18 protein-coding genes are annotated in these 19,228 nt (G+C 71.9%); 4 read left to right on the top strand and 14 right to left on the bottom strand.

The features are described 5' to 3' along the window. Nucleotides 1–109: 109 nt before the first annotated feature. Both FF041_RS31210 and dapE read right to left on the bottom strand, forming a co-directional pair. Nucleotides 110–859 carry an LOG family protein gene (locus FF041_RS31210; RefSeq protein ID WP_153481973.1) on the bottom strand — a complete coding sequence of 250 codons (750 nt, stop codon included), beginning with the start codon at nt 857–859 and terminating at the stop codon, nt 110–112. 68 nt (nt 860–927) lie between these two features. After that, nucleotides 928–2,007, bottom strand: a complete 1,080-nt coding sequence (dapE, locus tag FF041_RS31205; protein ID WP_153525888.1) for a succinyl-diaminopimelate desuccinylase — start codon at nt 2,005–2,007, stop codon at nt 928–930. Between the two features lie 38 nt (nt 2,008–2,045). Here dapE and FF041_RS31200 point away from each other — a divergent pair, with 38 nt between their 5' ends. Next, entirely contained in the window at nt 2,046–3,017 is a 972-nt protein-coding gene (locus FF041_RS31200) for a hypothetical protein (protein WP_323393226.1), read from the top strand. A 347-nt stretch (nt 3,018–3,364) separates the two neighbouring features. Beyond that, complete coding sequence (locus tag FF041_RS31195) at nt 3,365–3,775, top strand: ATP-binding protein (RefSeq protein WP_153525886.1); 411 nt, start codon at nt 3,365–3,367, stop codon at nt 3,773–3,775. A 152-nt stretch (nt 3,776–3,927) separates the two neighbouring features. Here the strand turns inward: FF041_RS31195 and dapC are convergent, their stop codons facing one another. Both dapC and fdxA read right to left on the bottom strand, forming a co-directional pair. Then, nucleotides 3,928–5,028 (bottom strand): succinyldiaminopimelate transaminase, encoded by a 1,101-nt coding sequence (dapC, locus tag FF041_RS31190; RefSeq protein WP_323393223.1) that lies wholly within the window; start codon nt 5,026–5,028, stop codon nt 3,928–3,930. Between the two features lie 143 nt (nt 5,029–5,171). Then, nucleotides 5,172–5,492 carry a ferredoxin gene (fdxA, locus tag FF041_RS31185; RefSeq protein ID WP_323371283.1) on the bottom strand — a complete coding sequence of 107 codons (321 nt, stop codon included), beginning with the start codon at nt 5,490–5,492 and terminating at the stop codon, nt 5,172–5,174. Between the two features lie 114 nt (nt 5,493–5,606). Here fdxA and FF041_RS31180 point away from each other — a divergent pair, with 114 nt between their 5' ends. Together FF041_RS31180 and FF041_RS31175 are read left to right on the top strand one after the other, a co-directional pair. Further along, nucleotides 5,607–6,608 carry a GNAT family N-acetyltransferase gene (locus tag FF041_RS31180; RefSeq protein ID WP_323393221.1) on the top strand — a complete coding sequence of 334 codons (1,002 nt, stop codon included), beginning with the start codon at nt 5,607–5,609 and terminating at the stop codon, nt 6,606–6,608. Between the two features lie 78 nt (nt 6,609–6,686). Continuing rightward, nucleotides 6,687–7,526, top strand: a complete 840-nt coding sequence (locus FF041_RS31175) for a transglutaminase-like domain-containing protein (RefSeq protein WP_153525884.1) — start codon at nt 6,687–6,689, stop codon at nt 7,524–7,526. Between the two features lie 190 nt (nt 7,527–7,716). On the opposite strand, the gene FF041_RS31170 is transcribed toward FF041_RS31175, so the two are convergent. The 10 genes from FF041_RS31170 to FF041_RS31125 all read right to left on the bottom strand — a co-directional run bounded on the left by FF041_RS31170 (nt 7,717) and on the right by FF041_RS31125 (nt 19,148). Further along, nucleotides 7,717–9,981, bottom strand: a complete 2,265-nt coding sequence (locus tag FF041_RS31170; RefSeq protein WP_228388755.1) for a hypothetical protein — start codon at nt 9,979–9,981, stop codon at nt 7,717–7,719. A 233-nt stretch (nt 9,982–10,214) separates the two neighbouring features. Then, the gene (locus tag FF041_RS31165; RefSeq protein ID WP_323393219.1) at nt 10,215–10,637 is read right to left on the bottom strand and encodes a DUF6113 family protein; all 423 of its coding nucleotides are present in this window, start codon (nt 10,635–10,637) and stop codon (nt 10,215–10,217) included. Beyond that, nucleotides 10,634–11,527 (bottom strand): N-acetyl-1-D-myo-inositol-2-amino-2-deoxy-alpha-D-glucopyranoside deacetylase, encoded by an 894-nt coding sequence (gene mshB / locus FF041_RS31160; RefSeq protein ID WP_153525883.1) that lies wholly within the window; start codon nt 11,525–11,527, stop codon nt 10,634–10,636. The genes FF041_RS31165 and mshB overlap by 4 nt, the downstream gene beginning before the upstream one ends. Nucleotides 11,528–11,665: 138 nt before the next feature. Further along, nucleotides 11,666–11,860, bottom strand: coding sequence for a hypothetical protein (locus FF041_RS31155; RefSeq protein WP_194292266.1), 195 nt, complete (start codon nt 11,858–11,860; stop codon nt 11,666–11,668). A gap of 242 nt (nt 11,861–12,102) precedes the next feature. Next, nucleotides 12,103–13,032, bottom strand: coding sequence for a hypothetical protein (locus FF041_RS31150; protein WP_153525882.1), 930 nt, complete (start codon nt 13,030–13,032; stop codon nt 12,103–12,105). 297 nt (nt 13,033–13,329) lie between these two features. After that, the gene (locus FF041_RS31145; RefSeq protein ID WP_153525881.1) at nt 13,330–14,361 is read right to left on the bottom strand and encodes an ABC transporter ATP-binding protein; all 1,032 of its coding nucleotides are present in this window, start codon (nt 14,359–14,361) and stop codon (nt 13,330–13,332) included. Next, a complete protein-coding gene (locus FF041_RS31140) occupies nt 14,358–15,539 on the bottom strand; it encodes an ABC transporter ATP-binding protein (protein WP_194292246.1) in 1,182 nt (393 codons plus the stop codon). The genes FF041_RS31145 and FF041_RS31140 overlap by 4 nt, the downstream gene beginning before the upstream one ends. A gap of 10 nt (nt 15,540–15,549) precedes the next feature. Next, the gene (locus FF041_RS31135) at nt 15,550–16,533 is read right to left on the bottom strand and encodes an ABC transporter permease (protein WP_153525880.1); all 984 of its coding nucleotides are present in this window, start codon (nt 16,531–16,533) and stop codon (nt 15,550–15,552) included. Then, nucleotides 16,526–17,449: an ABC transporter permease gene (locus FF041_RS31130; RefSeq protein WP_153525879.1), complete on the bottom strand. Its 924-nt coding sequence runs from the start codon at nt 17,447–17,449 to the stop codon at nt 16,526–16,528. The genes FF041_RS31135 and FF041_RS31130 overlap by 8 nt, the downstream gene beginning before the upstream one ends. A gap of 70 nt (nt 17,450–17,519) precedes the next feature. Further along, nucleotides 17,520–19,148: a peptide ABC transporter substrate-binding protein gene (locus FF041_RS31125; RefSeq protein WP_153525878.1), complete on the bottom strand. Its 1,629-nt coding sequence runs from the start codon at nt 19,146–19,148 to the stop codon at nt 17,520–17,522. Nucleotides 19,149–19,228: the final 80 nt, after the last annotated feature.

The raw sequence follows: 19,228 nt of genomic DNA, 5'->3' as shown, positions 1-19,228 counted from the left end.
GCCCCGGCCGGCCCTCCCCGAAGGGCGCCGCCCAGGGCCTCCACCGCGTCCGGGAGACCCGGCTGCGCCACATCCGGGAGACCGGGCTCCACACGCCCTGGAGTCGGTCCTACAGGCCGGTCTCCTTCGTCACGAGGGAGACCGCCTCCTCCACGTCGTCCGTGACATGGAAGAGCAGCAGATCGCGCTCGGACGCCTTCCCCTGCGCCACCACGGTGTCCCGCAGCCAGTCCACCAGACCGCTCCAGTACTCCGTGCCGAAGAGCACGATGGGGAACCGCGTCACCTTGCCCGTCTGGACCAGGGTCAGCGCCTCGAAGAGCTCGTCGAGCGTGCCCAGGCCGCCCGGCAGGACCACGAAGCCCGACGCGTACTTCACGAACATCGTCTTGCGGACGAAGAAGTAGCGGAAGTTCACCCCGATGTCGACATGCGGGTTCAATCCCTGCTCGAAGGGCAGCTCGATCCCGAGCCCCACCGAGATGCCGCCGGCCTCCCGCGCGCCCTTGTTCGCCGCCTCCATGGCGCCCGGGCCGCCACCCGTGATCACCGCGAATCCGGCGTCGACCAGCGCCTTGCCGATACGGATGCCCGCTTCGTACTCGGGCGTCCCGGGCGCGGTCCGGGCGGAGCCGAAGACGCTGATCGCGCTGGGCAGTTCGGCGAGCGCGCCGAAGCCCTCCACGAACTCCGACTGGATGCGCATGACCCGCCAGGGGTCGGTGTGCACCCACTCGGAGTCGCCCTCGGTATCCAGCAGCCGCTGGTCGGTGGTCCCGGGCTGTACCTGCTCTCTGCGGCGCAGCACCGGTCCCTGCCTCCGCTCCTCGAACTCCCGCGCGTTCTCCGGGTTGCCCATGACCTGCTCCCTCCGCCGAACACTTTGCTGGCCCAAGGGTAGGTCGGCAAGGCGACCAAAGGGGAAACTCAGGAGGTCAGCCACTCCCTCAGCCGGGTCTCGCAGTGGATGATCTTCTCCACGGCGACATGCTCGTCCCGCTTGTGGGCGAAGAGCGCGTCCCCGGGGCCGTAGTTCACCGCGGGCACCCCGAGGGCGCTGAAGCGGGAGACGTCGGTCCAGCCGAACTTCGGCCGGGCGCTGCCCCCGACCGCCTTCATGAACGCCGCCGCCGCGGGGTGCGACAGTCCCGGCAGCGCGCCGCCGGAGTGGTCGTCCACCACGAACTCGGCCACGCCGCAGTCGGCGAAGACCTCGCGGACATGGGCGATGGCCTGCTGCGCGTCGCGGTCCGGGGCGTAGCGGTAGTTGACCGTGACCGTGCACGCGTCCGGGATGACGTTGCCCGCGACCCCGCCCTCTATCCGTACGGCGTTGAGCCCCTCGCGGTATTCGAGGCCGTCGATCAGCGGGCGCCTGGGCTCGTAGGAGGAGAGGCGGGCCAGGATCGGGGCCGCCGCGTGGATGGCGTTGGCCCCCATCCAGCTGCGTGCGGAGTGCGCTCGCTCGCCCTTGGTGCGCAGCTGGACCCGCAGGGTGCCCTGGCAGCCGCCCTCGACCTCGGCGTCGGGGGGTTCGAGGAGTACGGCGAAGTCGCCCGTCAGCCAGTCGGGGTGCGCGTCGGCGACCTGGCCGAGGCCGTTGAGATGGGCCGCGACCTCCTCGTTGTCGTAGAACACGAAGGTGAGGTCGCGGTTGGGCGCGGGCACGGTGGCGGCGATGCGCAGCTGGAGGGCGACGCCGGACTTCATATCGCTGGTGCCGCAGCCCCACAGCACTCCGTCGTCGTCCAGCCGGGAGGGCACATTGTCGGCGATGGGCACGGTGTCGATGTGTCCCGCGAGGATCACCCGCTCGGCACGCCCGAGGCGGGTGCGGGCGACCACGTTGTTGCCGAGCCGGTCGACGGTGAGATGCGGCAGGGCGCGCAGAGCCTGTTCGATGGCGTCCGCGAGGGGCTTCTCCTGCCCGCTGACGGAGGGGAAGTCCACCAGGGCGGCGGTGAGCGCGGGGGCGTCGAGGGTCAGATCAAGCGCTGTGTCGGGCATGAGCCCGACCTTAGCGCGCGGCCTTGTACGGTGGGGCTGTGTCCAAGATCGCCCCTCCTGCCCGGCGCGGCCGGCTGAAGCGCCTGACGGCCGCGTCCGCCGCGCTGCTGGCGGTGACCGGCTATCTCGCGGTGCAGCATCTGTCGGACTCGGGTGCTCCGCGCTGTGTGGTCCACGCCGCCCCGGGCGCGGGCGGCCCGTCGTACGAGCTGAGCACCGAGATGGCCGCGAACGCCGCGACCGTCGCCGCCGTGGGCACCGCCCGGGGCCTGCCGGAGCGCGCGGTGACCATCGCGCTGGCGACCGCGCTCCAGGAGTCGGCGCTGCGCAATATCGAGTACGGCGACCGGGACTCGCTGGGGCTGTTCCAGCAGCGGCCGTCCAAGGGCTGGGGCACCCCGGAGCAGATCCTGGACCCGGTCTACTCGGCGGGGAAGTTCTACGAGCAGCTCGCCGAGGTCCCCGGCTACTCGCGGCTGCCGCTGACGGTGGCCGCGCAGCGGGTGCAGCGCAGCGGTTTCCCGCAGGCGTACGCGAAGCACGAGCCGGACGCCTCGCTGCTGGCCGCCGCGCTGACCGGGCGGACGGGCGGGTCGTTGAACTGCACGACGGGCGCCGGCCCGGCCGGGGCGGGCGATCCGGAGCGGGTACGGGCGGAGCTGGTGCGGGACTTCGGTCCCGGGGTGCTGCCGAAGGTGGCCCAGGGCCCCGGCAGCGGCGGCGTGCCGGGCGCGCGGGAGATCACGGTCCCGGTGCCGTCGTCGTTCGCGGCGGAGAGCGGCGCGCGGAGCGGTGCGGTGAGCGGCGGGGCGGCCCGGCGCGGCTGGGAGCTGGCGCACTGGGCGGTGGCCCGCGCGGCGGGGCTGGGGATCGGCGAGGTCGCGTACGGGAACCGGGTGTGGAGCGCCGAGCGGTCCGACGAGGGCTGGCGCGGCGCGGCGGGCGGCGGACCCGGCGGCGAGGGTTCCGAGCGTACGGACGGCGACGTCCGGCTGCTCATCGCACGCTGATTCGGGCGTTCGCCCGCGAGAAGGACTTCAGGGGCGTCACTCCAATGGCCTGACGGCCCTTTCCCCGCGGTGCCGTCCCGATGGTCAGGATCCGTTGTGAGCACTGGGAAGTGACGGTTCGCCGAGCCCGTTCGGAGCCCTGGCGAAATACCCCTTTCACCCGCATTCGCCGGTGACTGATAATGCGATGCATTACCAACTCTTTACCTTGGCTCACCGCAACTTCCCCCGCCCTCCGAACGGTTGTCACTGCGTCCGATCGCACGGACCGGCGTCGTCCGGAGGCCGTCACCGGCGATCGGACGACAGACGTCATCCCCCTTGTTCTTCTCGTCTCAAGGAGCACCATGTCCCTCCCTCTGACCCGTCGGATCGCCCGTGCCGCGCTGCTCATCGCGGCGGGCGCGGCTCCCGTGGTCGGTGCGGCCGGCTCCGCGAGCGCGGTGGACCTCCAGCAGGCCACCCCGCTCGGCGGGCTCTCCTCCGTCGACGCCGAGAGCCTCGGCGGCACCCTCGACGGCACCGCTGCCCAGGCCACCGAGCTGGCCGGGAGCACCGGAGGCAACACCGTCGCGCAGGCCGTTCCCACGGCGGGCAAGTCCGTCGGCAAGGTGGGCGGCACCGCCGCCCCCGTACTCCAGAAGACCGCCGGTGAGGTCTCCGACGGCGCGACCGGCATCCTCGGCGGGGGCGCCGGGAACGTCACCGGCGCCCTGCCCGCCGACACCCTGCCGCTGAAGGGTCTGCCGCTGGGCTGACCCGCATCGAACGGCGATAGGGCGAGGGGCCCTGGAGTGCGCACTCCAGGGCCCCTCGCCCTGTCCGTCTCCGGGGCCGTCCCCCGGGCCCGGGACCGTACGGCAGGCCGGCCCCGGCCCCGTACCCGTCCCCGTACCGCAGGCCCGTCCGGTCAGCCGCCGAGGCGCTTCACCGCGGCCTGGACCCGCTCATCGGTCGCCGTGAACGCCACCCGTACGAAACGCTCCCCCGCGGACCCGTAGAAATCGCCGGGCGCGACCAGAATGCCCAGCTCAGCCAGGTACGCCACCGTCTCCCAGCAGGGCTCGTCACGGGTCGCCCACAGATAGAGGCTGGCCTCGCTGTGCTCGATCCGGAAGCCGTGCCCCTCCAGGGCCGCCCGCAGTGCCGCGCGCCGGGCCGCGTACCGCTCCCGCTGCTCCGCGACATGGCCGTCGTCGCCCAGCGCGACCGCCGTCGCCGCCTGCACCGGCGCGGGGACCATCATCCCGCCGTGCTTGCGGATCAGGAGCAGCGCACCCAGCACGCGCTCATCGCCCGCGATGAAAGCGGCCCGGTATCCGGCCAGGTTCGAGCGCTTGGAGAGCGAGTGGACCGCGACGATCCCGTCGTACGCACCGCCGCAGACATCGGGATGGAGCACCGATACCGGCTCGGCCCCCTCCCAGCCCAGCTCCAGATAGCACTCGTCGCTGAAGACCAGCACACCGTGCTCACGCGCCCAGGCGACGGTACGGGCCAGCTCTTCCTTCGGGGTGACCCGACCGGTGGGGTTGGAGGGCGAGTTGAGCCAGAGCAGCTTCAGACCGGCCGGGTCGAGCTCGGTCGGGTCGTCGTACTCGACGGGCGTCGCCCCGCACAGCCGCGCGCCGACCTCATAGGTCGGGTAGGCCAGCCGCGGATAGCCGACCCGGTCCCCCGGGCCCAGGCCCAGCTGGGTGGGCAGCCAGGCCACCAGTTCCTTGGAGCCGACCACGGGCAGCACATTGGCGTGCGTGACGCCGACCGCGCCGAGCCTGCCCTCCACCCAGCCGGTGAGCGCGTTCCGCAGCGCGGGCGTCCCCCAGACCGTGGGATAGCCCGGCGAGTCGGCGGCGGCTGCCAGAGCCTTTTGGATCAGCTCCGGCACCGGGTCCACCGGGGTGCCGACGGAGAGGTCCACGATGCCGTCGGCGTGCGCCGCCGCCGTCGCCTTGTACGGCTCCAGCTTGTCCCAGGGAAAGACGGGAAGGCGCGAAGAGACTGCGGACACAGGCTTTCTCTCTCTCGTTCTGGTGACCGGGCTCCGGCCTGCGCCCAGTGCGCGGCGGAGACGGCTCGGTCCCGTACGGACGACGACCGTACGGGACCGGGGAGATCGGCTCTCCCCCGGACCGCGCCCGGGGGATCTCCGTTTTACTGGTTCTGCGGCGGGAGCGAGGCGACGAAGGGGTGGTCGCGCTCGATCAGACCGAGCTTGGAGGCGCCACCGGGCGAACCGAGCTCGTCGAAGAACTCGACATTCGCCTTGTAGTAGTCCTTCCACTCCTCCGGGGTGTCGTCCTCATAGAAGATCGCCTCCACGGGGCAGACCGGTTCACAGGCCCCGCAGTCGACGCATTCGTCCGGGTGGATGTACAAGGACCGGGAGCCCTCGTAGATGCAGTCGACGGGGCACTCCTCGATGCACGCCTTGTCCTTGACGTCGACACAAGGCTGCGCGATGACGTAGGTCACGCTGTCGTTCCTCCTCGGTAGGGCTGGCATTGCGCGGGAGCGCGGCGTCGTCGATGCCCGCCTCTAGTATCTCCGTTCCTGAGGACGATCCGAACAGGAGGGGCACGCAGAGCTGTGGAATTCACTGGCGCGGGACGGCTCGAAGTCCGTATTACACACCTTGACGTGGGCAAACGAGTATCAATCCGGCGTCTTGCGGACTCGGGCGCCGGGGGCGCGAAGTTCACCGACACGATCGGCGTTCTCACATCATGGGACAACGGTGTGCTGCTGATCACAAGACGGGACGGAGAGAGCGTACGGATCCCGGAGTCGTCGCTGGTCGCGGGCAAGGTCGTCCCGGCGGCCCCGGCCCGCCGGCGCGGCCCGGCCACCGACTTCGAGGAGCTCACCAGGGTCACCTCACGGGCCTGGCAGCCGGTCGAGAGCGAGCCGCTCGGCGAGTGGCGGCTGCGGGCCGCGTCCGGGTTCACCCGGCGCGCGAACTCGGCGCTCCCCCTCGGCGACCCGGGCCTCCCGCTCGACGAGGCGCTGGACCGGGTCCGCCAGTGGTACGGGGAGCGCGATCTGCCCGCGTACGTCCAGGCGGCGACCGGCGCGGCCAGGACGCAGGAGACCCTCTGCGCCGCCCTGGAGGCGCGCGGCTGGCGGCGCGAGGTCTCGGCGGACGTACGGATCGCGGCGCTCGCCCCCCTCGCCGACCGGGACGCCGAGGTGGCCCGGGTCGCCCTCGCCCGCTCCTTCGACGAGCCGTGGCTACGGCGCTACCAGCGCTCCGGTGCGGCGGGGGCGCATGTGGCGAAGGTGCTCGGCAGCGGCCCCTCGGTCTGGTTCGTCTCGGTGCCGGGGTCGGGGGACGTGCCCGCGGCGATCGGACGGTGTGTGGTCGACGGACGGTGGGCGGGGTTCATGGCGGTGGAGGTGGACCCGGCGTACCGGCGGCAGGGGCTCGCCACCGCGGTGATGACCGCACTCGCCCGACGGGCGCTGGAGGAGGGGGCGTCGGCTGCCTGGCTCCAGGCGGAGGCGGACAATGAAGGGGCACGGGCGCTGTACGAGGGCATGGGTTTCGCGACCCATCACAGCTACCACCACTTCAGGGCCGCGGACAGGTAGGGCCTGCCGTTCGGATCGGGCTGGACGAGATCTGGATGAGATCTGGATGAGATACGGACAGACAGGTACGAGTGGCATATGCACGATGATTCCGCCGACAGTCGGAGCCGGTTCGCCGAGGAGGCTCGCTCGGAACGGCCCGATCTCACCCTGCTCTGCCTGCTGATCGGCGCGGTGGCCGACCCCTCGCTGGACGAGGCGGGGATGGACGCCGCCCAGGTCGAGCTGGACCGTCTCGCCGGGATGCTGCCGTACGGGCCGAAGACCCCGGCCGCCTGGGCGGCGGCGCTCGCCGGTCTGCTCGGCGACCGCTGCGGCTTCCGGGGCTCCGCCGCCGACTACCGGCGTCTGGAGTCCTCTCTGCTGCATGAGGTGCTCCGCCGCCGCCGGGGGCTGCCGATCCTGCTCTCGGCCGTCTGGACCGAGGTGGCGCGGCGGGCGGGCGCCCCGGTGTACGGGGTGGCGCTGCCGGGTCATTTCGTGGTCGGCTTCGGCGACCCGGAGGGCTCCGGCGAGCGGGTGCTCGCGGATCCCTTCGCCGGGGGCCGGCCGCTCAGCGGCGCCGAGGCCGAGCTGCTGGCGGTGAGCGCGACGGGGGCGCCGCTGGATCCCTCGGCGCTCCGCCCAGCCGCCACGCTCGATGTGGTGCAGCGGATCCTGAACAACATCCAGGGCTGGGCGACGGCCCGGCCGGAGCAGTCCGCGGTCGCCCTGTGGGCGGTGGAGCTGTCGCTGCTGCTGCCCTCCCATCCGGTGCGGCTCCGCTTCGAGCGGGCCGAACTGCTGATCCAGCGCGGCGACTTCCTGGCGGGGGCGGCGGAGCTGGACGCCTACGCGGAGGCGGTGTCGGCGGTGGAGCCGGCGACGGCGGAGGCGGTCCGGGGGCGGGCCCGGGCGGCCCGGGCGATGCTGAACTGACCGTGCGCCCTGCCGACCAGGCGTTCTGAGCGCCCGGCGCCCTCCCCCGCCGCCGGGCGGCCTTGAGTGGACCTCGCACCCCCGCCGGGCGGCCCTCAGCAGACCCCGCGCCCCCGCACCTCCAGAAGACGGCGAGCCCCCGCACCTTCTCGGGTGCGGGGGCTCGCTCGTCGGCAGGCGGGCGGGGCGGTCAGCTGGGGTTCAGCTCGATGACCGCCGTACGCTCCTCCGGTGTCGTGCCGCGCAGCGCGGGCCCCATCGCCTGGGCGACGTCGTCCGCGCTCAGCTGGTGCTGCTTGCCGTCGCCCTTGGTGATCAGGACTCCGTCGAAGAACCCACCGAGCAGCTCCTCGATCGCCTTCTTGTCGTAGACCTCGACCAGCTTGCCGTCGATCGCCTTCATGGAGAGGATCTGCGGCAGCGACTTGGTCGGGCCGAACGGGATCGACCTGCCCCCGGCGCTGATCGTGATCACCCCCGACATCGCGGGCTCGGCGAACTCCTTCATCGCCCGGTCGATCTCGGCGTTGCTGACGGCGGGCTCGCTCTTGCCGACGGGCAGCTGGACCGCGTTGGGCCGGCCCGTCTCGACCTGGGCGCGGAAGGCGTCCTTGACCGAGAGCATGGAGCGCTCGACGTCCAGCGTCTGCCCGGCCTTCCCCGGTACGGCGACCGCCCGGCCGGGCTCGAAGGTGATGGTGCCCTCGACCGCCGAGCCCGCCTCACCCGCGAGATCGGTGAGCGCGACGCTCAGCTTCTCCTCGTCCACGGGGATCTCGGGCTGCACGATCCGCTCACCGCCGAAGAGGGAGCCGATCACCGAGACGGGGTTGTAGTCGCTGCCCGCGGCCTTGCGCACGGTCGCCTGGCTGTCCAGCACCAGACCGGCCTTGTCCGGGGCGAGCTCCTCCTTGCTGTCGCCGACGGTGAGCTGGAGCGGGGTGGCGGCCCGCTTGCCGAGGGCCTGCTCCAGCTTGACGACGGCCTGCTCCTTGGTGCCGCCGCCGATGTCGACGCCGAGGACCGTGGTGCGCTTGGGCACCTCGGAGTGGTTGAGCAGCAGCCCCGCGCCGTAGGCGACGCCGAACAGGGCGACCACGCCGACGCCGAGGAGGACCAGCTTGGAGCGGCCCTTCTTCTTGGCCGGGGGGGCCTGCCGGGAGGCCGCGGGGCCCTTGCCCTTCGTGCCGCCGGGGCGGGCGGGGAAGTCGGGTCCGCCCGGAGCGCCCGGGGCCGGGAAGGGGGGACGCTGTTCCTGCGGGACCACGGGAATGCCGCTGGTGAGCGTGTCCCCGGAGACATGACCGCCGGGGGCGGGCGCCGGTGCCGGCTTCTGCGGGGTCAGTATGGCGGTGTCATCGGACATCCGGGGCGTGCCGGACTGCCGCGGGCCGGAGCCGGGGCCGGTTCCCGGGATGCCGGGCACGCCGGGCGTGCCGGAGCCGGGGGCCGCCGGAGCCGCCGCGCCGGGTCCGCCCGCCGCGGGGGCGCCCGGTCCCTTGCGCTGCCGGATCGGCATGCTGCCCTTGACCGGGCCCGAGGTCGCCCCGGTCGGCTCGGCCACCGCTCCCGGGTGCGGCCCGCCGCCGGGGGCGAATCCGCCGCCGGACGCGGGTGCGCCGCCGTTCCCGTTCAGCTCGCTCAGCGCGCTGCGCGGGTGGGGGCCCTGGGCGCCGCCGTAGGCTCCGGCGGCCGGAGCGGCCGGAGCCTGGTCCAGCGGACCGGCGGCGGTGCTCTGAAGACCGGCGGACATGCTCTGGAGGCCGGCGGCGGGAGCCTGCGGGGCCCCCTGGTCCCTCGCGGCGGGGGCCGTCGCGTCGAACGGTCCCGGCATCCGAGCGCCGGGAGCGGGGACGCCCGCGCCATCGGGGCCCATGCCCGGGGACGGGATGCCCGCGCCGTTCGAACCGGGGGACGGGATACCCGCCCCGTTCGAGCCCGGAGACGGGATACCCACCCCGTTCGAGCCCGGAGACGGGATACCCGCCCCGTTCGTACCGGAGGAGCCTCGCCGGGGCGCGAACCAGTCGTTCTGCCCGGGCCCGGGCTTCTCCCCGGTCGGCGGCTCCACCGGCGCGGGCTCACCGCCCTGCGGCCCGCCGATCACCGGCATGGCGGCCGTGCGCTCGGGGTCCGGCTCGGCGGGCGCAGCCGCCGGAGCCTCGGACTCGCTCATCGGCTTCCGCATCACGACGGGCGGGATCGGCCGCGACCCGGGGATGTTGATCCGGATCCGGGTGGTCAGCGTGGTCTCGGTCTTGGGCTCGGACTTGGCCCCGTCCGCCTTCGGCTCCGGGGACCCGTCGGCGGCACCGCCCGCCGGGCCGTCAGCGGCGCCCTGCGCCGGATGCGATGACGGGTACTGGCGCGATCCGTACGGCGGTGTCCCCGAGGGGTACGCGGCTCCACCGCGCCCCTGGGGCCCGGAGGACGAACTGTCAGTTTCACGGCTCAAAGCAGGTTCTCCCGGTTGGCTTCGCCGCCCGTCTCTTACTGGATAGCGACTGCGGTGGGCGGCTCGGCGGCGCGCACCACCATACTGGCCGCCGCGGACACTCACCCTGCGACTGTGCAAAGCATCATGCCGTCGACCGTACGGGCATGGTCAGTTCGAGGGCTTGACGCCCCCCGCGGCGGCCCGCCCCGGAAGGGCGGAACCGGCTGTCGGCAGGGGGCTCCGCGGACCCCTCATCCGTCAAGTCGGATGGCGGGGCCACCCGGTTGCACTCCGCGCGCCATGGTGGCACAGATCACAGCGATGGCCATGCCGCCGAGGATGAAGACCAGCGGCCCGATGCCGGCGGAGAAGACTCCGTCGCCCTCCGGCCGTCCCGTGGTCAGCAGCATGATCGCGACCAGCCAGCCCGCGGCGGACACGAGCACCCCGAGCTGGTTGCCCAGCAGCCGCCCGGAGCCGTGGAAGAGGCCGGCGGCCCCCAGCAGGGCCAGCAGCAGACCACCGGGGAACCAGGCTGCCTGGATCAGCGATCCCGCCGCGCCGACGACCAGTCCGAGGAGGACGAGAACCGCGTAGACGGCGATCCTGGCGGGCTTCGCGGGGCGGGTCAGCCATGCTCCGGGCTCCCGCGGTTCCTTCGTACGCTCGTTCACTCGGTCACTCCCGCGAACAGATCGCGCTCGCGCTCGCCCTCGGGCGCACCCGGCTCGCCGTGCACCAGCTGGTAGTACTCGGTGCTGAAGATCGGCTGGACCAGATGGTTGGAGAGGGCGAAGCGGGTTCCGTTCACGGCGACTTGGGTGGCGTGGGCGCGCATCGCCGCAGCCTTGCGTTCCGCGTAGGCCGACCCGTCGATCTCCGTGGTGATCCGCGCGTCGTCCACCACGCCGGGGACGTCGTTCACGGAGGCGATCCCGCCGGGGAAGGCGGTCGGCGGTTCGGCGCGCAGCCGGCCGAAGCCCTCTTCGACCACCGTGCGCGGCACCCGATTCCAGTAGATCTTCGCGATGGCATGCGGTTCGCCGAGGTCTCGGCGGTACGCGGGCTCGGCGGCCAGTTCGGCGGCGCGCATGGCCACCCGGTGGGCCTGGATGTGGTCGGGGTGTCCGTATCCCCCGTCGGGGTCATAGGTCACCAGCACCTGAGGACGCACCGAACGGATGACTTCCACGAGATGTCCGGCGGCGTCGTCGACCGGGGTCTGCCAGAAGGCGCCCGTCCGGCGGTTCTCGGCGACGCCCATCATCCCGGAGTCGCGAAAGCGCCCGGGGCCGCCGAGGAAGCGGTGGTCGGTGACGCCCAGCTCCTTCATCGCCGCGGCCAGTTCGCCGACTCGATGGGGGCCCAGCCGGTTCTCGCGGTCCGGTGCGAGATGGGCGAGATCCGGCGGGATGACCTCGCCCTCTTCTCCGAGGGTGCAGGTCACCAGGGTGACCTGGGCGCCGGCGGCGGCGTAGCGAGCCATCGTCGCGCCGTTGTTGATCGACTCGTCGTCCGGGTGCGCGTGCACGAGGAGGAGCCGATGGGCGGGAACGTCCTTCATGGGGACAGCCTACGAGGCAAGGGGGCACCGCCGCGCTGGAACGAGCGACCCGTGATCACACGGGCCGTGAAGTCCCGGTCCCCGGGCGTCCGCCGGAACGCCCGGGCACCCGTCGTCGTCGGGGTGCGGGGTGCGGGGTCAGAACTTGAAGTCGCCGATCATCCCCGCCACGTTCGACGTGAGATCGGTGATGGTCGGGGCGATGGACGAGCTTGCGAGATAGAAGCCGAGCAACACGCAGACCGCGGCATGCCCTCCCTTGAGCCCGGACTTCCGGATCAGCAGGAAGACGATGATCGCCAGCAGCAGCACCGCCGAAATGGAGAGTGCCACGGCGGTTCACCTCCACAGATATTCGGTCGGGACGGGCAGCTTGCATGTGCCAGATGGTTCCTACCCACCTCGCGCTACGGATCATAACTATCCGTACGAACGCATTGATCGGTGCACGGCAGCACACGGGGGCGCACGAGCGCTGGGGGGTGGCTTCAAAGCAGCGTCGTCCGCCCGGATGGGGGTCCCCCCGGGCGAAGCCCAGGGGGAGGGCCCGGCGGTGTGACCCGCCCGCTCCCGGCTCACCAGCCGGGCGGGCGGGACGCGGGCGGCGGCGGGCCGGGGACGGGCGGTGCGGGACGCGGCTCGGGGGCCGGGGCCCGGCCCAGCGTCAGCAGCAGCAGGACGGCCGCGCCCGCCAGCGCCTCGAACGCCCAGGATCCCATCAAGAGCCGCTCCCCCGGCGGCAGTTCGGCGAACCGGGGCAGCAGCCCCGTGCGGAGGGCCGTGTCGGCTCCCCGTACCCCCGCGCCCAGCACGAACACCGCCGCGATCAGCGCCGGCGGGCGCAGCACGGCGAGTGCGGAGACCGCCGAGAGCAGCACGGTGACGGCGGTCAGCCAGCCGGACGGGGCGGCGAGCAGCGGCAGCAGCGGTTCGCCGCCGGTGAAGCGGTCGGGGTAGGCGGCGGGCCGCAGCACCGCGCTGCGGATCTCCCAGCCGGCCAGCACCCCGGCCGAGGCCCCGAGCAGCACCGAGGCGGCGACGGGCATCCGCCGGCCGGGCCCGGCCGGCCGGGTCCGGCCGGCCGTCGCGGCGGTGAGCAGCAGGCCCACGCCGAGGGCCAGCGCGGCGAGGCTTGTGCAGAGGCCCTGGGTGCGCAGTTCGTCGGTGACGCGCAGCCCCGCCCAGGAGGAGCTGAGCACCCAGAGTCCCGGGAGCCAGAGCGCGAGGGTGATCGCTCCGACGGCCGCGGGCGCGGCGGCGGTCAGTCCGGGGCGCAGGGCCGCGGCGAGGAGGGCGCCGTACACGGTGAGGAGCAGCAGCTGTTCGAAGCCGGTGGTCTGGGCCGGGGTGGGGATCGGCGCGGGGGCGGCGGAGCTCCACAGCCGCCACAGTTCCAGCGGGGTGAGCGGGGTGGCGAGATCGCGGGCGATCCAGCCGGCCACGATCAGCGTGAGCACGGCGGACAGGACGACCACCGTGATCCGAGCGCCCCGCGTCAGTGTCACGCTGCGATCGTGCATCCACCCGTACGGCTGAACAAGGGGCACTTCCGCCAGTACGGGCGCGCTCCGGCGTACGCCCGGTGTGTGCGGAGGCCGGGGGCCGGGGGCCGGGCGACCGGTGTGCGGGGGCCGGGCGACCGGTGTGCGGGGGCCGGGCGACCGGCCGGGGTCACGTCGATGAGCCCCCGGCCGGTCTACGGCACCCGCACGGCCGTACGCCCCGCAGCCTGTCGCGTCCGTATATCGGAATCGCGACGGACACATTGCCCGGAGGTAACAGAGGGCGGGCAGAGGGCGGGCTCACCCGGATGGCGGGACCACATGCCTCTCCTCGGCGAAGTGGCAGGCGGAGGGGTGTTTCGCAGGGCCCTCCCAGATCCGGAACTCCGCCGGCACCTCCAGCAGCGGCACCTCCAGCGCACACCGCTCCTGGGCCTTCCAGCAACGGGTGCGGAAGCGGCAGCCGGAGGGGATGTGGGCGGGCGACGGCACATCGCCGCCCAGCAGAATCCGTTCGCGGTGCTCGCGCGCGGCGGGGTCCGGCACCGGGACGGCCGAGAGCAGCGCCTGGGTATAGGGGTGGGTGGGGTGGTCGTAGATCTCCTCGTCCCGGCCCAGCTCCACCACCCGGCCCAGATACATCACGCCGACCCGGTCGGAGATATGCCGCACGATCGACAGATCGTGGGAGATGAAGACGAGGCTGAGGCCGAGTTCGCGCTGGAGCGAGGCGAGCAGATTGACGACCTGGGCCTGGACGGAGACATCGAGGGCGGAGACGGGTTCGTCGGCGACGATGATCTCCGGCCGGAGCGCCAGTCCGCGCGCGATGCCGATGCGCTGGCGCTGGCCGCCGCTGAACTGGTGCGGATAGCGGTTGATGTAGTCGGGGTCGAGGCCGACCACTTCGAGCAGCTCCCGCACCCGGCGCCGCCGGTCTCCCTTGGGGGCGGCGTCGGGATGGATCGCGAACGGCTCGCCGACGATGTCGCCCACGGTCATCCGGGGGTTGAGCGAGGTGTACGGGTCCTGGAAGACCATCTGGATGTTCCGGCGTACGCGTTTGAGGGCGCGGCCGGAGAGCCGGGTGATGTCCTCGCCCTTGTAGCGGATCACTCCGGCGGTGGGCTGTTCCAGATGGACCATCATCTTGGCGAGGGTGGACTTTCCGCACCCCGACTCCCCCACGATGCCGAGCGTCTCGCCGGTGTGGAGGGCGAGGTCGACGCCGTCGACGGCTCTGACCGCGCCGATCTGCCTCCGGAAGACGATGCCCCGGGTGAGGGGGTAGTGCTTGTGCAGTTCGCGTACTTCGAGGATCGGCTCGCTCATCGGCGCTCCCCGTGCTCCCCGTGCTCCCCGTGCTCCCCGTGCTCCCCGTGCGTCCTGTGCGTCCCGTGCGTCCCGTGCTCCTGCTCTCCGCTGTGTTCCCGGTCCCCGGCCCGCCGTCCGTCGTTCGCCCGCGCAGAAGGTCCCGGCGGCTCTGAAGGTCCCGGCCCCGGCGGCTCCCCGAGGGTCTCGCGCCAGAAGTGGCAGGCACTCCGGCGCTCCGGCGACACCTCGTACAGCGGCGGTTCGTCCGTGCGGCACACGTCCTGGGCGAGCGGGCAGCGCGGATGGAAGGCGCAGCCGGGCGGGACGGCCGTGGGATTGGGCGGCAGGCCCTTGATCGCGTACAGCTCCCGCCCCTTGCGGTCCAGGCGCGGGATCGACTCCAGCAGTCCGCGGGTGTAGGGGTGGGCGGGGGCCCGGTAGATGTCGTGGACGGGGGCCGTCTCGACGATCCGGCCCGCGTACATCACCGCGATCCGGTCGGCGACGTCGGCGACCACGCCCAGATCGTGGGTGATCAGGATCAGTCCCATGTCCAGCTCGCTCCGGAGCTCGGCGAGCAGCTCCATCACCTGCGCCTGGACGGTGACGTCCAGGGCGGTGGTGGGCTCATCGGCGATGATCAGGGCCGGTTCCAGCGCCAGCGCCATGGCGATCATGACGCGCTGGCGCATACCGCCGGAGAACTGGTGGGGGTACTGCCGTACGCGTTCCTTCGCGGCGGGGATGCCGACCCTCTCCATCAGCTCGATCGCGCGGTCGCGGGCGTCCTTCCGCGACAGGCCCCGGTGGACGGTGAACATCTCGCCGAGCTGGTCGCCCACGCTGAGCACCGGGTTGAGGGCGGAGAGCGCGTCCTGGAAGATCATGGCCATCTCGGACCCGCGGATCTTTCTGCGCTCCTTCTCGGTGAGGGTGAGCAGATTCCGGCCCCGGAAGAAGATCTCCCCGCCGGTGATCTTTCCGGGGGGTGTGTCGAGAATGCCCATGACGGCCTGGGCGGTGACGGATTTCCCGGAGCCGGACTCGCCGAGCACGGCGAGGGTGCTGCCCTGCTCGACGGAGTAGTCGACGCCGTTGACGGCGCGGGCGACCCCGTCCCGGGTGCGGAATTCCACTTCGAGGTTGCGCACCTCCAGCAGGGCGTGGTGTCCGCGGGCTTCGGCGGCGGTCGTCATGGCGGGCTCCTCAGCGCAGTTTGGGGTCGAGGGCGTCGCGCACGGAGTCGCCGAGCATGATGAACGCGAGCACGGTGACCGCCAGCGCCCCGGCCGGCCAGAGCAGCATGTGCGGGGCGTTGCGGATGTAGGGCGAGGCGGACGAGATGTCGATGCCCCAGGAGACGGTGGGCGGCTTCAGCCCGACGCCGAGGTAGGAGAGGGTCGCCTCCAGGGAGATATAGGTGCCGAGCGCGATGGTCGCGACGACGATGACCGGGGCGACGGCGTTGGGCGCGATATGGCGCAGCAGCAGCCGGGTGTGGGACGCGCCGAGCGCGCGGGCCGCCTGGACGTAGTCGTTCTGTTTGGCGGTGATGACCGAGCCGCGGGCGATACGGGAGAGCTGGGGCCAGCCCAGCAGCACCATGAATCCGATGACGGGCCAGACGGTGTCACTGGTGACGACGGAGAGCAGGACCAGTCCGCCGAGGACGACGGGGATTCCGAAGAACACATCGGTGAGCCGGGAGAGGGTCGCGTCCCAGCCGCCGCCGAAGAATCCCGCGAGCGAGCCGAGCACGGAGCCGAGGAGGGCGACGCCGAGGGTGGCGCAGACGCCGACGGTGACGGAGGTCCTGGCTCCGTAGACGGTACGGGTGTAGACGTCGCAGCCCTGGCCGTTGAAGCCGAAGGGGTGGCCGGGCTGGGAGCCCTCCTGGGCCTTGGCGAGATCGCACTGGAGGGGGTTGCCGGAGGCGATCAGGGACGGCCAGATCGAGATGATCACCAGAAAGAGGATGACCAGCGCGGAGACGATGAAGACGGGGTCGCGGCGGAGATCGTGCCAGGCGTCGGACCAGAGGCTGCGGGGCTTGCCCGAGGGGCCGGTGCCGAGGGGGGAGCCCGGTGGCGGCCGTTCCAGGGTCTCGGCCTCGCTCAGCGCCAGATCGGTCGCGCCGCCCGCGCCGGTGGGGGCGATGGCGCCCCGGTCGTCGTACTGCGGCTCAGGCATAGCGGATCCTCGGGTCGAGAACGGCGTACAGCAGGTCCACGAGCAGATTCGCCACCAGGAAGACCAGCACCAGCACGGTGACGAAGCCGACGACGGTCTGGGTGCTCTGGCGGACGATGCCCTGGTAGAGCTGGTAGCCCACGCCATGGATGTTGAAGATGCGCTCGGTGACGATGGCGCCGCCCATCAGCGCGCCGATGTCGGTGCCGATGAAGGTGACGACCGGGATGAGGGAGTTGCGCAGCAGATGGCGGGTGATCACCCGGTGGCAGGGCAGCCCCTTGGCCTTGGCGGTGCGGACATAGTCGGACCGGGCGTTCTCGGCGATCGAGGTCCGGGTGAGCCGGGTGACATAGGCCAGGGAGACGGAGGCCAGCACCAGCCCGGGGACGATCAGCTCGTCGAGGGGCGCCTCCGGTGACACGGCGGGTTTGATGACGCCCCATTCGACGCCGAGCAGCAGTTGCAGCAGCAGCCCGGTGACGAAGGTGGGGACGGAGATGACGATCAGGGTCAGCAGCAGTACGGAGGTGTCGACGGGCCGGCCTCGGCGCAGCCCGGTGATCACTCCGAAAGTGATGCCGATGACGATCTCGAAGAAGATCGCGACCAGGGTGAGCCGGATGGTGACCGGGAAGGCACTGGCCATCAGCTCGGTGACCGGCTGTCCGTTGAAGGCGGTGCCGAAGTCCCCGGTGAAGACATTGCCCATATAGGTGAGGTATTGCTGCCAGACCGGTTTGTCGAGGCCGAACTCCTGGCGCAGCCGGGCCGCGGTGGCGGGGTCGCACTGGCGCTGGCCGCAGAGGCCCTGGATGGGGTCGCCCATCACATTGACCATGAGGAAGATCAGCAGGGTGGCGCCGAAGAAGACGGGGATCATCTGTAGCAGACGCCGGATCACATAACGTCCCATGGCGGGCTCCCGGGGTGGGGGGCGGGGGTGCGGCCCGGCGCGGAGGGCGTGCCGGGGCGGCGGTCCGCCGTCAGCTGACCTTGATCTCGTTGTAGACCGGGAGGCTGAACGGGTTCAGCGCGACATCGGAGATCCGCGGGGAGTAGCCCGCGCTGCCGTTCTGGTACCAGAGCGGGATGGCCGCCATCTGGTCCCGTACGACCCTCTCGGCCTGCTGGAAGGTGTCCACGGCCTTGGCGGGGTCGCTCTCGGCGTTGGCCTGGTCCACCAGCTTGTCGAACTCCTGGTTGCTCCACTTGCCGTCGTTGGACGAGGCGTTGGTGTAGTAGAGCGGCTGGAGGAAGTTCTGGATCAGCGGGTAGTCCATCTGCCAGCCGGCCCGGAAGGGGCCGGACATCTTGGACTGGGTGATCTGGCTGCGGAAGTCGGCGAAGGTGCCGATGGAGTTGCCGGCGCAGGCCCGGTCGTCGCCGAGCGCGTTGTTGATGCTGTTGCAGACGGCGTCGACCCAGTCCTTGTGGGAGCCGGTGTCCGAGTTGTACGTGATCTTCAGTCCGCCGCCGGGGAGGCCGCCGCCCTCCGCGATCAGCTTCTTCGCCTCGGCGGGGTCGTAGTCGCAGGCGTCGCCGCAGAGGGTGTCGTCGAAGCCGCCCTCGGCGCCGAGCACGGGCGAGGTCCAGTCCTTCGCGGGGGTGCGGGTCCGCTGGAAGATGGTGTCGGTGATCTGCTCGCGGTTGATCGCGCGGGAGATTCCGGTGCGGAGCCTGGCGCCGCCGGGGGTGTTCCACGCCGTGTCGTAGTACGGGAAGGCGAGGGTCTGGATGATTCCGGCGGGGGTGTTGATGTACCGGTCGCCGAGGTCCGCCCGTACGTTTCTGAGCTGCGCCGCGGGCACATCGTCGACGAGGTCGAGATTGCCCGCGGTCAGATCGGTGTAGGCGCTGTTGTTGTCGGTGTAGACCCTGAGGTCGACGCCCCCGTTCCGCGCCTTGTCGGGGCCGGGGTAGCCGGACCAGGCGCGCAGCGACATCTGGGAGCCCCGGGCGTAGGAGTCGACGAGATAAGGGCCGTTGCCGATGGGCTTGGCGAGCCAGCCGGAGTGGTCGTCGAAGAAGGCCCGGGGCAGGGGCGCGAAGGCGGCGTAGCCGAGGGTCTCGGGCCAGGTGGAGAACTTCTGGGTGAGTCTGACGGTGAAGGTGCGGGCTCCGGTGACCTTGAGGCCGGACATGGTGGTGGCCTTGGGCTCGCCGGTGTCGGGGTGGACGTCGGCGTAGCCCTCGATATAGCCGAAGAAGTAGGCGTTGCGCTGGTTGTTGCGGAGGGCGGCGCCGTAGTTCCAGGCGTCGACGAAGGAGGCGGCGGTGACCGGCTCTCCGTTGCTGAAGGTCCAGCCGTCTTTGACGGTGACGGCGAAGTCGACCGAGTCGGAGGTCTCGATCTTCTCGGCGAGCATGTCCTTGGCTTCGGCGGTCTTCGGGTCGTAGCGCTTGAGACCGCGGAAGATCATGTCGAGGACCTTGCCGCCCTGGACCTCATTGGTGTTCGCGGGCTCCAGCGGGTTCGCCGGGTCCCCCCAGGAGGCGCTGACCACTCCGCTCGCACCGCTGCCGCCGCTGCTGCCGCCCCCTCCGCAGGCCGCCGCCGTGAGGGCGACGGCCACCGCGCAGACGGTCCACCCCGCGCGCATGGCTCCACGCATGGATTGCCTCCCGGTCCTCTGCGTCTTCCAGGACGCCGCCTGGACGTTCCAGAACGCCGTCTGGACGCTGCCTAGGACCG

The sequence above is a fragment of the Streptomyces jumonjinensis genome, from assembly GCF_009600885.1.
GTDB lineage: Bacteria > Actinomycetota > Actinomycetes > Streptomycetales > Streptomycetaceae > Streptomyces > Streptomyces jumonjinensis.
The sequence above is the reverse complement of the archived record's forward strand: the minus strand, read 5'-3'. Positions and strand labels throughout refer to the sequence as shown.

What these genes read in the sequence shown, in the direction of transcription:
- FF041_RS31140 (WP_194292246.1), bottom strand. Translation starts at nt 15,539, where the DNA reads ATGACGACCGCCGCCGAAGCCCGCGGACACCACGCCCTGCTGGAGGTG.
- FF041_RS31130 (WP_153525879.1), bottom strand. Translation starts at nt 17,449, where the DNA reads ATGGGACGTTATGTGATCCGGCGTCTGCTACAGATGATCCCCGTCTTC.
- mshB (WP_153525883.1), bottom strand. Translation starts at nt 11,527, where the DNA reads ATGAAGGACGTTCCCGCCCATCGGCTCCTCCTCGTGCACGCGCACCCG.
- FF041_RS31135 (WP_153525880.1), bottom strand. Translation starts at nt 16,533, where the DNA reads ATGCCTGAGCCGCAGTACGACGACCGGGGCGCCATCGCCCCCACCGGC.
- FF041_RS31125 (WP_153525878.1), bottom strand. Translation starts at nt 19,148, where the DNA reads ATGCGTGGAGCCATGCGCGCGGGGTGGACCGTCTGCGCGGTGGCCGTC.
- FF041_RS31175 (WP_153525884.1), top strand. Translation starts at nt 6,687, where the DNA reads ATGCACGATGATTCCGCCGACAGTCGGAGCCGGTTCGCCGAGGAGGCT.
- dapE (WP_153525888.1), bottom strand. Translation starts at nt 2,007, where the DNA reads ATGCCCGACACAGCGCTTGATCTGACCCTCGACGCCCCCGCGCTCACC.
- FF041_RS31145 (WP_153525881.1), bottom strand. Translation starts at nt 14,361, where the DNA reads ATGAGCGAGCCGATCCTCGAAGTACGCGAACTGCACAAGCACTACCCC.
- FF041_RS31195 (WP_153525886.1), top strand. Translation starts at nt 3,365, where the DNA reads ATGTCCCTCCCTCTGACCCGTCGGATCGCCCGTGCCGCGCTGCTCATC.
- FF041_RS31210 (WP_153481973.1), bottom strand. Translation starts at nt 859, where the DNA reads ATGGGCAACCCGGAGAACGCGCGGGAGTTCGAGGAGCGGAGGCAGGGA.